Origin of the sequence: Streptomyces sp. NPDC102467 (genome assembly GCF_044765445.1) — a bacterium.
Classification (GTDB): domain Bacteria; phylum Actinomycetota; class Actinomycetes; order Streptomycetales; family Streptomycetaceae; genus Streptomyces.
Genome location: NZ_JBIWKA010000010.1, coordinates 342150 through 354848 on the forward strand (window position 1 = coordinate 342150; position 12699 = coordinate 354848).

Below are 12699 nucleotides of genomic sequence, written 5' to 3' on the forward strand. Positions count from 1 at the left end.
TACCGGAAACGTACAACAAGAAATTACTAAGCGGTAGCTTCGTATTTCGCGAGGATCTTGGTGAACGCCCAGGGCTCCTGGTCGACACCGGAACACGTGTCGTCGTTCGGGTAGGCGCCGGGGCAGGGCCGGTCGCGGTTGACGGACCAGAAGGAGAGCCGGGCCAGGTGGTGGGCCTGCGCGTAGGCGAGGATCGTCTCGAAGTCGGCCTGGGTGACGGTCTCGTCGTTGTCGGTGATGCCGTTCATGGAGGACAGGCCGCTGTGCCGGTACGCCTCGTCGTCGCTGTAGCCGTACGCCGACTTCACCCGGTCCTTGAGCCCGTCGGTGGCCTGCTTCGTCAGCTCGCCCATGTTCTGGCCCGCGCCGCCGAAGTCGAACGGCATGATCGTCCAGCCGTCCACCTCCAGACCGGCGTCGGCGGCCCGGTCGATCATGCTGCCGTCGGGGCCGCTCCGGTCGGAGGGGAACGTCACGTAGGTGGTGAGTCCCGCGTTGTCGGCCTTCACCTTCTTCAGGGCGTCGATCGTCATCGTCTGCGTGGCCGGGTCGTTGTAGGCGTCGCCCTCGATGTCGATGTCGATCGCCTTCAGCCCGTAGGCGTCGATGACCTTCTGGTACGCCCCCGCGAGCGCGTCCGCGTCGGAGCAGGACTGCTCCAGCTTGGCGCCGCTCGCGCCGCCGAAGGACGGGACGACGTCGCCGCCGCCCGCCCGTACGGCCTCGACCGTCCGCTGGTCGGCGCCGCCGGTGAGCGGACGGGAGCCGTCCCACTTCGGGGTGCAGCCGCCGGCGTCGAGAACGAAGGCGAGCGTGAACCAGCGGACACCGGTGGCCTGTTGGACCTCCGCCGGGCCCGGCGGGTCGCCCCAGCCGTTGTAGAGGTAGGGGGCCACGGCCTGCGGGGCGGCCGTGGGGGCGGGGTCGGCCTGGGCGGTACCGAAGAGGGTGCCTGCCGCGACGGCCGCGGTCGCGGCGGCCACGGCGGTGATCCGGGTACGAGTTCTCATGGGCCTTCCAAGCGTGGGGGGAGGGAAGGTTGGTCCAGACTTAATTCAGTACGTGAGTTAACTCGTGAGGCCCAAGGGAGTCAAGAGACAGGAAAGAGGCGGGAGTTGAGGGCCCGCTCCGCTACGGCGTCTCCTCCGTCACGTCCACCGCGGCCGATCTGCGGTTCCACGCGCGGGGCGCGCGCCAGTGGTAGTGCATGGCGAGCAGCCGCAGGAGGAACGCGGTGAGGACCGCGACGGCGCTGGTGAAGCCGTTCAGGGCGTCGTAGTTGATGCACAGGACGACGATGCCCGCGCCGACCATCGCCGGGACCGCGTAGAGGTCCCGGTCCCAGCGGACCAGCGACGGCACCTCGTTGGCGATGATGTCGCGCACCACACCGCCGCCGACCGCCGTGGTGAGGCCGAGCGCGGCGGACGCGGTGAGGCCGAGCCCGTAGTCGTACGCCTTGGTCGTGCCCGTGACGCAGAACAGGCCGAGGCCGGCCGCGTCGAAGATGTTCACGGCGAGCTGGGTCCGCTCGACCTCGGGGTGCAGGAAGAAGACGAGGGCCGCGGCGACCATCGGGGTCAGGAAGTAGCCGAGGTCGGTGAAAGCGGCCGGGGGCACGGCCCCGATGACCAGATCGCGGAACACCCCTCCGCCCAGCGCGGTGGCCTCGGCGAGCGCGACGATGCCGAAGACGTCCCAGTTCTTGCGGACGGCCATCAGCGCACCGGAGATCGCGAACACGAAGATGCCGATGAGGTCGAGCCAATGCTGGACGGAGGGGGTGAACAGTTCCTGGATCACCCGACATTCTTACCTGCCGGACGACCGGAACCCGGCTACAGGCTCGGCTTGCCCGTGGTGTACAGCCAGGTGTCGAAGAGGCCGTCGAGCCGCTGACCGGAGATCCGCTCGGCGAGGGCGATGAAGTCGGACGTCCGCGCGTTGCCGTAGCGGTGCAGCTTCGTCCAGGCGGGCAGCAGCTTGAAGAAGGCCTTGTCGCCGATGCGCTCGCGCAGCACCTGGAGGGTCATCGCGCCGCGCTGGTAGACCGCGGAGGCGAACATCGTGTCGCGCTGCGGGTCACCGACCTTCGTCTGCCAGAAGGAGGAGGTGGCCGGGCGGGAGTTGTAGCCCGCGAGGAAGGCGTCGTGCGCCGACTGGGTTCCCTTGTGCTCGGCCCACAGCCACTGGGCGTACGTGGCGAAGCCCTCGTTGAGCCAGATGTGCTGCCACTGCTCGACGGAGACGGAGTCGCCGAACCACTGGTGGGCCAGCTCGTGCACGATGGTCGACTCGTTGCGGACGGCGGAGTAGCTGGGCTTGGACTGGGTCTCCAGGGAGAAGCCGGCCTGCGGCATGTCGTCGACGACCGCACCCGTCTCCTCGAAGGGGTAGGGGCCGAAGACCCGGGACCAGTAGTCGGTGGCCTCGGCGGTGACGGCGTACACGTCGACGCCGTTGCTGTTGGCGAGGACCGGGTCGATGGCGACGTAGATGGGGGTGCCCGCCGGGGTGCGGCCGCTCTTCACGTCGAACTTTCCGATGCTGGCGGTCGCGAGGTAGGTCGCCATGGGCTTCGACTCGCGCCAGTGGTGGACGGTCTGGCCGCCCTTGGTGTCGTACGTGTCGACGAGTCGGCCGTTGGAGACACCGGTGAGGCCCTTGGGGGCCTTGATACGGATGTCGTAGGTCGCCTTGTCGGAGGGGTGGTCGCTGGACGGGAACCAGGTGGAGGCGGCGTTCGGCTCGCAGGCGACGAAGACGCCGTCGGTGGTCTTCATCCAGCCGTAGTCGGAGCCGAAGACGATCGGACCGCTGAGCGCTTCGGGGACTCCGCCGTAGGTGACGGCGGCACGGAAGGTGTGCCCCTTACGGATCGAGCCGCGCGGGGTGACCACTATCTCGTCGCCGGTGCGCGTGAAGTCGGCGCGTCTGCCGTCCACTTCGACCCGGGTGACCGTGAGCTGCTGCAGGTCGAGATCGAAGGAGGAGAGGTTCTGGGTGGCGCGCGCGGTGAGGGTGGTGCGGCCGTCGAGGCGGTCGGTGTCGGGGTTGTAGGCGACATCGAGATCGTAATGGCGGGCGTCGAAGCCGCCGTTGCCGAGCTGTGGGAAGTACGTGTCGCCGATGCCGTCGGCGCCGGGCTCGGGTGCCGGGGATGCGGCTATCAGGCAGAAGGAGGCGGCGGCGACGGTGAGCGCGGCCAGGCGTGCCGAACGGGAGAGAGCCATGGGCGTCCCTTCGAGCAGGTTCCGGTGTATTGGACACGGAGACACTGCCGCTCGGGGGTACGTCGTGTACATGACCCTTCTGGGCCATGTTCACTGCCGAGTTCGGCGCGGGGCAGGCTGCCTGCCCCGCGCCGGGGACTCACTTCTCGTCGGACTCCGCGACGACCTCGGACTCCGCGACGGCCTTGGGCTTCGCTACGGCCTCGGGCTCCGCGACGGCCTCGGGCTTCGCTACAACCTCGGGCTCCGCGACAGCCTTGGGCTTCGCCGCGGCCACAGGATCCGCGACGACCTCGGGCTCCGCGACGACCTCCGGCTCCGCTACAACCTCGGGCTCCGGTTCGACGGCGGCCGGTGCCGGGACCGTCACCACGTCGATCGCCTCCTTCGCCACCGAGAGCAGCTTGGTGTCCTCGGGGGCCTGGTCGGGGGCGTTCTCCGGGTGGTGGCAGGCGACCTGGTGGCCGGTGGCGAGCTGGAGCAGCGGGGGCTCCTTCGTCGCGCACACCTCCGTCGCCTTCCAGCAGCGCGTGTGGAACCGGCAGCCGGCGGGCGGGTCGATGGGCGAGGGGACGTCGCCGCGCAGCAGGATGCGCTCGCTCTTCGCACCGCGCCGGTTCGGGTCCGGCACCGGAACCGCCGACAGCAGTGCCTTGGTGTACGGGTGCATCGGCGTCGAGTAGAGGTCGTTGCGGTCGGCGAGCTCCACGATCTTGCCGAGGTACATCACCGCGATCCGGTCGGAGACGTGCCGGATGACCGAGAGGTCGTGCGCGATGATCACGTACGTCAGACCGAGCTCGTCCTGCAAGTCGTCGAGGAGGTTCACCACCTGGGCCTGGATCGACACGTCGAGGGCCGAGACCGGCTCGTCGGCGACCACCAGCTTCGGGCGCAGGGCCAGCGCGCGGGCGATGCCGATGCGCTGGCGCTGGCCGCCGGAGAACTCGTGCGGGTAGCGGTTGTAGTGCTCGGGGTTGAGCCCGACGCGCTCCAGCAGATCCTGCACGGCCTTGCGCACACCGCCCTCGGGTTTGACGCCCTGGATGGTGAACGGCGCCCCGACGATCGTGCCGATGTTGTGGCGCGGGTTCAGCGACGAGTACGGGTCCTGGAAGATCATCTGGACGTCGCGGCGGAGCGGACGCATGCCGGCGGTGCCCAGGTGCGTGATGTCGGTGCCCTCGAACTCGACGCGCCCGGCGGTCGGTTCGAGCAGCCGCGTGATCAGCCGGCCCATCGTCGACTTGCCGCAGCCGGACTCGCCGACCACGCCCAGGGTCTCCCCCGCGCGCACGTCGAAGGTCAGCCCGTCGACCGCCTGCACCGCGGCGACCTGCCGCTTGAGCAGGCCCTTCTTGATCGGGAAGTGCTTGACCAGTCCCTCGACCTTGAGCAGCGGCTCACCCTTGGCGGGATCCGGCGAGGTGGCCGGCGAGTCGCTCGCCTGCTGAGGGATCGTCATCTCGGGTCCTTTGGCGTCCGTCACAGCTTCGGCGCAATCTCTTCGGTCCAGATCCGCTCCCGCTCCTCGGCCGACATGTGGCAGGCCGAGAAGTGGCCGGAGCCGATCTGGTGCAGTTCGGGGCGCTCGCGACGGGTGATGTTGTCCTTGGGGATGTCCGCGTACGGGCAGCGCGGGTTGAACGCGCAGCCGCTCGGCAGATTGATCAGGCTGGGCGGGGAGCCCTTGACCGGGGTGAGCCGCTCGGTCTGCTCCCGGTCGATGCGCGGCATCGAGCCCAACAGGCCCCAGGTGTACGGGTGCTGCGGCGTGGAGAAGACCTTGCCCGCCGGGCCGCGTTCGACGCAGCGGCCGCCGTACATGACGAGGAGCTCGTCGGCCATCTCCGCGACGACACCGAGGTCGTGCGTGATCATGATGACGGCCGAGCCGAACTCCTTCTGCAGATCCCGGATCAGGTCGAGGATCTGCGCCTGCACGGTCACGTCGAGGGCCGTGGTCGGCTCGTCGGCGATCAGCAGCTCGGGGTTGTTCACCAGCGCCATGGCGATCATCGCGCGCTGGCGCATACCGCCGGAGAACTCGTGCGGGTAGGAGTCGACCCGCTTGTCCGGCTGGGGGATCCCGACCCGGTCGAGCATCTCGATGGCCCGCTTGCGTGCCGTCTTCTTGTCGACGTCGTGGTGGACCCGGTAGGCCTCCACGATCTGCTTGCCGATCGTGTAGTACGGGTGCAGCGCGGAGAGCGGATCCTGGAAGATCATCGCCATGTCGCGGCCGCGCAGCTTGCGTACCTTGTCGGGGTCCGCGGTCAGCAGCTCGGTGCCGTCCAGCCAGATCTCGCCGCTGATCTGGGCCTTGCGCCGGCCGTACTGGCCCGCGGTGTGCAGGCCGAGGATGCCCAGCGACGTGACGGACTTGCCCGATCCGGACTCGCCGACGATGCCGAGGGTGCGGCCCTTCTCCAGCTTGAAGGAGAGTCCGTCGACGGACTTGACCACACCGTCGTCGGTCGGGAAGTGCACCTTGAGGTCACGGACCTCGAGGAAGGCGCGGGGAGCGGCCGGGGCGGTGACGGGTTCTCCGACCGCCGCACCGGTCTTGTGCAGTTCGGTCATCCCAGCCTCACTCGCGGGTCGATGACGGCGTACAGAAGGTCCACGACGAGGTTGGCGACGGCGATCGCGAGAGCCGCGAACAGCGTCACGCCGAGGATCACGGGCAGGTCCTTGTTGCTGATGGCCTGGACCGCCGCGAGGCCGAGACCCGGCAGGTTGAACGTGGACTCGGTGAGCACGGCACCGCCGAGCAGCACACCGAGGTCGAGTCCGAAGACGGTGAGGATCGGGGTCATCGCGGACCGCAGGGCGTGCCGGGTGATGACCGCGGACTCGCCGAGTCCCTTGGCGCGCGCGGTGCGGATGTAGTCCTCGCCCAGGATCTCCAGCATGGTGGCTCTGGTGAGACGGGCGTACATCGCGGCGTTGAGGAAGGCGAGCACGATCCACGGCAGGATCAGTGTCTCGAACCAGACGCCGATGGAGTCCTCGGTCGAGAGGCTGTCGGCGATGTGCACCCAGCCGAGGCTGTGCACGAAGACGCCCATCGCGACCATGCCGGTGAAGAAGACCGGCAGGGAGACACCGCCGAGGGCGATGGTCATGGCGGAACGGTCCCAGATGGTGCCGCGCTTGAGCGCGGAGAGCACACCGGTGGCGACACCGGCGATCAGCCACAGGACACAGGCACCGGCGGCGAGGGCCAGGGTGACCGGCAGCGCGTCCTTGAGGGTGGTCCAGACGGGCTCCTCCGTGCGGAAGGAGTAGCCGAAGCACGGAGCGGCGCAGTGGGTCACGTCATTGCCGTTGACGTAGTCGCGACCCATCGGGATGGCCTTGACGAAGTCCCAGAACTGCAGGAGCACGGGGTCGTTCAGGCCGAGCTTGATCCGGATACCGGCGAGCTGCTCGGCTCCGGTTGCCTTGCCGGCGAAGAGGACGGCTACGTCCTGACCCGCCCATTTGGGCAGCATGAAGAAGATGGTGAAGGTCGCGAGCAGCACGACGAGCACCATGATGACAACGGCGAACAGGCGCCGGATGAGATAAGCAAGCACTGTGCGCGGCCCGGCACCGGCCGGGAACTCCTTGTGGGAGTCCCCGATCGGCGCCCGGGGCCATCACCTGCCCTTCGGACTGGCGGGTTTCGGCGGCGGAGGTCCAGATCCGGGCAACGGATCGTCCCGACTCCGTTGCCCGGAAAGGGTGTTACTTGACGACGCCGAGGGAGGCGTAGTCGTAGCGACCGTTGTACGCGTCGGACATGTAGACGTTGGTCAGACGCGGGCCACGCCAGGTGATGTTCTTCTCGTAGATGAAGGGCATCCAGTCGGCCTGGTCGAGGATCCGGTGGTCGAGCTCCTCGTAGAGCTTCCCGGCCTTGTCCGCGTCGGTCTCGGCGATCGCCTTGTCGAAGAGACCGTCGATCTTCTTGTCCTTGATCTGGGACTCGTTGTAGTTACCGGTGTCCGACAGGAACCGGCTGTCCCACAGCGGCTGGCCGAAGCCCTGGCCGGACGGGAAGTCCGGGCCCCAGCCGCTCATCGTCATGCCGTAGCCGCGCTCCTTGACGACCTTCGGCGAACCGGTGATCGCGGAGGTCTCGGCGCCGTCGAGGGAGTCCACCTCGATCTTGATGCCGACCTTGGAGAGCTGCTCCTGGAGCGCCTCCGCGGTGTCGACCTCGCCCGGCTGGTTGTTACGGGCGGTGATCTTGGAGGAGAACCCGTTGGGCTGGCCGCACTCCTTCAGCTCGGCCTTGGCCTTGGCCACGTCCGGCTTGCCCTTGCGGGCGATGACGCCGTACGGGTCGTAGTCGGTGTGGCCCTTGATGGAGACCGGCAGGGTCGAGTTGGCGATGTCGCCACCGGCCAGCTTGCCGCCACGGGTCTGCTGCAGACCGGCGAAGTCCGTCGCGTAGAACACGGCCTTGCGGCAGTGGACGTTGTCGAACGGCTTGGCGGTGTGCACCAGGGCGACGTAGCGGACGAAGGAGGTCCGCATGTTGTCGACGCTGTCACGGTGGTCCTGGACGGCGCTGACGCGACCCGACTGGGTCATGCCGGTGCCGTTCAGGTCGACGTCGTAGTCGCCCTCCATCAGGCGCTTGTCGTTCTCCTCCAGGTTGGCGGAGATCGTCACGTCGATCTTGTCGGGAAGCGCGGCACGGATCGGGTCCGAGGCCTTCTTCCACTTGTCGTTGCGGACCAGCACGATCTTCTTGTTGGCCTTGTACGACTGGAACTTGTACGGGCCCGAGGAGAACGGGTGCTGGGTGTACTTGGTCGCCGTGTCCTTGGCCTGCTTCACCGGCGAGCCGGACGGCATGGCGAGGAACTGCTCGAAGTCACCGTTGGGCTTGGGGAGCTTGAAGACGATGGTCTTCGCGTCCGGCGTCTGGATCGACTTCAGACCGAGCTTGTCCTTGGACTTGTCCTTGTAGGGGCCCTTGTACTCGCCCTTGGGGTCCAGGTTCTGCTTCAGGTACTGCGGGCCACCGGTGATGGTGTCCGTCGCCCAGATGCGCTCGATGCCGTACTTGATGTCCTGCGAGGTGATCGGCGAACCGTCCTCCCAGGTGACGCCGTCCCGCAGGGTGTACGTGTAGGTCTTGCCGCCGTCGGTGACCTTCGCGGTGGAATCCGCGAGGTCGCCCACCAGCTCGGTGGAGGCGGCGCCCGCCTTCGGCGCGAACGTCACGAGCTGACGCGTGTAGAACCGCATGAAGTCCCACGACATGCCGTAGTAGGCGCGCTGCGGGTCGGCGGAGTCCAGGTCCTGCTTGCCGACCATCTTCAGCGTGCCTCCCTTCTTCGTGGAGACGTTCGCGATCTTGTTGTACGCGGCGTCGTAACCGGCACCCTTCGACGAGTCCTTGGAGTCGCCGTCACCGCCGCCGCACGCCGTGGTGGACACGAGCGCCGCGACGACGAGGGCCGCGCCTGCGGCGAGCCGTCGCTTCGGGGAACTTGTGGGCATTTTCTCGTAACCTCCGAGATCGCGGTCCCGGGCCAGCAGCCGGAGAACCATGGAGTCGAGCCACCTGACAATGCGGCAGGGGCAGTTCGGGACAGACCGGTCGGGCCTGTGGCTTTACCGGGACCCCTTCGGGTCGAGCGCGTCGCGCAACCCGTCGCCGAAGAGGTTGAACGCGAGGACGGTGATGAAGATCGTGACGCCCGGGAAGATCATGAACATCGGGTCGTGCTCGTACGTCTCGAGGGCGTCGCGGAGCATGCCGCCCCACGATGCCGTGGGCGGCCGGACACCGGCGCCGAGGAAGCTGAGCGCGGCCTCCGTGAGGATGTTCGTCGGGATCATCAGTGTCATGTAGACGACGATCGGCGCGGCCAGGTTCGGCAGCAGTTCGCGGAAGAGGATGTGCCGCGAGCCGCCACCCAACGACCGTGCCGCTTCCACGTATTCGCGCTCGCGCAGCGAGAGCGTCTGTCCTCGGACGATGCGGCCGACGTACGGCCAGCCGAAGAAGCCGATGACCATGATGAGCACGGCGATGCGCACTCCGCTGCCGGTCAGGCCCAGCAGGTCGTCCGGGAGCACCGAGACCAGGGAGATGATGAAGAGCAGCTGCGGGAACGAGAGCAGCACGTCCATCACGCGGCTGATCAGCGCGTCGACCCAGCCGCCGAAGTAGCCGGCGATGATGCCGAACAGGGTGCCGAGCGCCACCGCGACGATCGCCGCGAGGAACGCCACGAGCAGGGAGATGCGGGCGCCGTAGACGATGCGGCTGAACACGTCGCGGCCCTTGTTCGGCTCGACGCCGAACAGGAAGTCACCGCTGACACCGCCGAGAGACCCGCTGGGCAGGTTCGTCAGGGGGTCCAGCTTGTCCTGGTGGAACTGGTTCGGCGGGTGACCGAGCAGGCTCACGATGAGCGGCGCGAAGACCGCCACCAGAATCAGGAAGACGACAACGATGCCACCGGCGAGGGCGACCTTGTCCCGCTTGAGGCGGTTCCAGGCGATCTGCTTCAGCGACCTGCCCTCGACCTTGCGGTCGGAGCCGCTCGCGGCGGCGTCGACCGCGGCGGTCGGATCCACTTCCGCGGTCGTGTCGTGCAATGGTGCCGTCATCGTGGCAAGGACCCCTCTCAACCGGCGGTGACCGGCCCACACTTGCCGCTGTAGCGGCGTGATTCAGTCCGTCGTACACAGAGGCGAAGCCCCCTGCTGCCGGAGTCTTCAACCTGTGTGCGATCTGTTGCCAGACTTGAAGGGGAAAGGATGCCTAAACGTGATGCCTTCAGGGGTGTTCCGTTATCCGGACAGCTGTGAACGGGGTGCGAACGTTGGGCAGTTGGGTCGGAAGTGGCGCCAGGTCGGACATTGGTGCCACAACCGCCCGTAGCCGCACGCACGTTGCAGTCCGGCGATTGAGGACAAACGGTCAGTACGACGCGCCGTACGGCGGCGGGTACCCGTAACCCCCACCCACCGGCCCCGCCGGAGCCGCGTGCGCCTCGCGGTCGTAGAACGGCCGGGCGTTCGCCCGCAGCCACATCGCCACCGGGTCGTACTCGTCGGACATGGCGACGGTGGAGACCGGCAGGCCGTCCGGGACCGCCGCGACGGAGCCCTGCATCATCGCCCGGACCGCGTCCACCGACGCGGGCGCCGTGTCGTACACATCGAGGCCGATCGCCAGGTACGGCGCGCCGACCGCGGGCTGCACCCACGCGCGGCGCAGCGAGCGGACCGCGGTGGTGCGGTGCGCGTTCTGCGCGAGCAGCGCGTAGAACTGCGGGAGTTCGATGGTCGGCTCGGCGAGGCGCAGCGGCCCGGCCGGCTGCCGGTCGAGCCCGCCCGCGATGCGGCGCAGATCGAGCCAGGGCACGCCCACCCCGCCGCCCGGCGCGTGCGGATTGAGCCACAGGCCGTAGTGGTCGGGGTAGAGGGTGCGGGCCGCGTCGACCCCGCCGACCACCTCGTAGGCGCGGGACCAGCCGGACGCGGAGAGCTCCTGCGCGGATGTCACGCAGGGCGCGTAGGAGAAACCGTCGACGTCCATGTTCCCGTACTGGGCGTCGGGCGAGCCGGCCTGGCCGTGCCAGAGCAGCATCCAGACCTGTCCCGCGGCAGGGTCGGCGAGGGCCGCGAGGAGCGCCTCGTACGCGTCGTAGCGCCCGGGGGTCACCTGGCGCAGCATGTGCTCGACCTGTCCGGCCGCGGCCGTGCCCGACGCACTCACCCGTAACCGCCCCTTCGTGAACGTCCGTGTTCCGCCGTGACCGGGAGGCACAGCGCCGCCCGGTCAGGTCATGAAACCAGCTTAAGCGGCGTTCCTGACACCGACTTGGCGGACGGCGTCAGCGTTCCCGTGCATAGAACGGCTGTACGCGTGTGCGCAGGAAGTCGGCGACCGGGTCCTGCGTGACGTCGAGGAACACCAGGTTCACCGGCCAGCCGGCCGGCGCCCGGCCGAGCGCACGGCCCAGCGCGTCGAGCGGCAGGTCGCGCGCGGCGCCCTCCCACTGGCTCAGTTCCACGCCGACGAAAAGGGACGGAGCCGCGTCCTCGACGACGGCGAGGCAGCGGCGGGCGCTCATCACCGTGCCGGTCGCCTCGAACTCCTCGCGGACCGCCGACAGGAAGTCCACCGGGTCGTGCTGCCAGTCCGGCTCGGAGAGCACGACACGGCCGCCGGAGGCCGGGCCGTCGAGCGGGGTGCGGCCGGCGCGGGCCAGCTCGGCGACGGCGGGCGGGGGCAGCGGGACACCGACCGCGCCGTCCGGGTTCAGGGCGAGCCCCACCTGGGCGGGCAGTCCGCGCGCGAACTCGACGGCCGGGGCCACCGTGCAGTTCATGCGGCCGCCGGTGACCTGCATGAACTGCTGCTCGGAGCTGAAGACGGGCACGTACACCTGGCCCTCTATCTCCAGCGTCGGCAGGTCGAGGTCGCGGCTCGCGGCGCTGCCGCCCTGCGGCAGCGGTATCCAGATCGGGCTGCGGCCGAGCACCTCGACGATGCGGCCGCCCGCCCCTTCGACTCCGAGCGCCGCGGCGAGGACCTCCTCCAGCTCGTTCGCCGGCCAGCCCTGCGTGGGGTGGGGGTAGGGGTGTGCGTCCTCGTGATGCGCGGGGTGCTCCATAGCCGCCGACGATAACGCGAACGTCCGGGCGGGCGGGCTACTCCCGGAACGTGATCCCGCCAAGCGCGTCGGTCGCCGCCCGGTCGAGGAGCACCGCCGACTCGATCCCCGACGGCAGGTCGCCCCGCTCCGTCGCCGTCACCAGCGCGCCGACCGCCCGGCGATGACGCGCGAACGCGTACCGCGACACCCCGCGGCCCCGCACCAGCTGACCTTCGAGGGCCGTGTCCGGCGGCACGTCGAGGAGCAGCAGATGGACGGCGGCGCCGCGCCGCCGCGCCGCGCGGGTCACCCAGCGGCGCACCCAGGCCTGGGTGCCGCAGTCGTGCACGACCACGCTGGCGCCCGAGCGCATCGCCCGCCGCAGACCTGCGTAGTGCGCTACCCGGACCAGCGGCCGGTAGAGCACGTACGGCACCCGCGGCAGCCGGGCGGCCCAGCGCTCGCGGGTGTCCTGCGAGTCGATGCGCACGACGGTGACGGCCCGCCGCATCAGGGTCGACTTGCCGCTGCCCGGCAATCCGGAGAGCACCACGAAATCGCCCGCCGCGAAGCCGATCAGGTGCGGCGTACGGCCGCCGCGTCCCCGTAGGTCCCGCACCGAGCGCTGCCGAGGGATCCGCACTCCCGGCACCACCGCGGCCGCGGCCGAAGCCGTCGTCGCGTACACCCCCACGACTGGCTTGTGCACCGTGATCGTCCTCCCCGTTCCGGTCACGCCACTGCTGTCCTCGTTCTGTCCACCAAGTGTAAAGAGAAGGTAATGCCCTACAAGGGGTTTCCCCGTTCGAGGGGCATGCAATGATGTGCGCGCCACACCCACACAACCG

General features: G+C 69.0%; 10 protein-coding genes and 1 pseudogene. All 11 read right to left on the minus strand.

Annotated features, from left to right (window positions below):
- Positions 1-26: 26 nt before the first annotated feature.
- Positions 27-911: pseudogene (locus ACIREE_RS22955) on the minus strand (chitinase); the annotation flags it as partial.
- Positions 912-1131: 220 nt separating this feature from the next.
- Entirely contained in the window at positions 1132-1803 is a 672-nt protein-coding gene (locus ACIREE_RS22960) for a trimeric intracellular cation channel family protein (protein ID WP_404155015.1), read from the minus strand.
- 35 nt (positions 1804-1838) lie between these two features.
- Entirely contained in the window at positions 1839-3233 is a 1395-nt protein-coding gene (locus tag ACIREE_RS22965) for a M1 family metallopeptidase (protein WP_404155018.1), read from the minus strand.
- Between the two features lie 139 nt (positions 3234-3372).
- Positions 3373-4698: a dipeptide ABC transporter ATP-binding protein gene (locus tag ACIREE_RS22970; RefSeq protein WP_404155021.1), complete on the minus strand. Its 1326-nt coding sequence runs from the start codon at positions 4696-4698 to the stop codon at positions 3373-3375.
- 20 nt (positions 4699-4718) lie between these two features.
- A complete protein-coding gene (locus tag ACIREE_RS22975) occupies positions 4719-5816 on the minus strand; it encodes an ABC transporter ATP-binding protein (RefSeq protein WP_404155024.1) in 1098 nt (365 codons plus the stop codon).
- Positions 5813-6814 (minus strand): ABC transporter permease, encoded by a 1002-nt coding sequence (locus ACIREE_RS22980; RefSeq protein ID WP_404155027.1) that lies wholly within the window; start codon positions 6812-6814, stop codon positions 5813-5815. The genes ACIREE_RS22975 and ACIREE_RS22980 overlap by 4 nt, the downstream gene beginning before the upstream one ends.
- Positions 6815-6965: 151 nt before the next feature.
- Positions 6966-8735: an ABC transporter substrate-binding protein gene (locus ACIREE_RS22985; protein WP_404155029.1), complete on the minus strand. Its 1770-nt coding sequence runs from the start codon at positions 8733-8735 to the stop codon at positions 6966-6968.
- Positions 8736-8849: 114 nt separating this feature from the next.
- Positions 8850-9854 carry an ABC transporter permease gene (locus tag ACIREE_RS22990; RefSeq protein WP_404155031.1) on the minus strand — a complete coding sequence of 335 codons (1005 nt, stop codon included), beginning with the start codon at positions 9852-9854 and terminating at the stop codon, positions 8850-8852.
- A gap of 313 nt (positions 9855-10167) precedes the next feature.
- Positions 10168-10968, minus strand: a complete 801-nt coding sequence (locus ACIREE_RS22995) for an enhanced serine sensitivity protein SseB C-terminal domain-containing protein (protein WP_404155034.1) — start codon at positions 10966-10968, stop codon at positions 10168-10170.
- Between the two features lie 118 nt (positions 10969-11086).
- Complete coding sequence (locus tag ACIREE_RS23000; RefSeq protein ID WP_404155037.1) at positions 11087-11869, minus strand: enhanced serine sensitivity protein SseB; 783 nt, start codon at positions 11867-11869, stop codon at positions 11087-11089.
- A gap of 37 nt (positions 11870-11906) precedes the next feature.
- Positions 11907-12566 carry an AAA family ATPase gene (locus ACIREE_RS23005; protein ID WP_404155204.1) on the minus strand — a complete coding sequence of 220 codons (660 nt, stop codon included), beginning with the start codon at positions 12564-12566 and terminating at the stop codon, positions 11907-11909.
- Positions 12567-12699: the final 133 nt, after the last annotated feature.

Excerpts from the sequence above, each read along its gene's own strand:
- ACIREE_RS22990 (WP_404155031.1), bottom strand. The coding sequence starts at position 9,854 with ATGACGGCACCATTGCACGACACGACCGCGGAAGTGGATCCGACCGCC.
- ACIREE_RS23000 (WP_404155037.1), bottom strand. The coding sequence starts at position 11,869 with ATGGAGCACCCCGCGCATCACGAGGACGCACACCCCTACCCCCACCCC.
- ACIREE_RS22985 (WP_404155029.1), bottom strand. The coding sequence starts at position 8,735 with ATGCCCACAAGTTCCCCGAAGCGACGGCTCGCCGCAGGCGCGGCCCTC.
- ACIREE_RS22975 (WP_404155024.1), bottom strand. The coding sequence starts at position 5,816 with ATGACCGAACTGCACAAGACCGGTGCGGCGGTCGGAGAACCCGTCACC.
- ACIREE_RS22965 (WP_404155018.1), bottom strand. The coding sequence starts at position 3,233 with ATGGCTCTCTCCCGTTCGGCACGCCTGGCCGCGCTCACCGTCGCCGCC.
- ACIREE_RS22970 (WP_404155021.1), bottom strand. The coding sequence starts at position 4,698 with ATGACGATCCCTCAGCAGGCGAGCGACTCGCCGGCCACCTCGCCGGAT.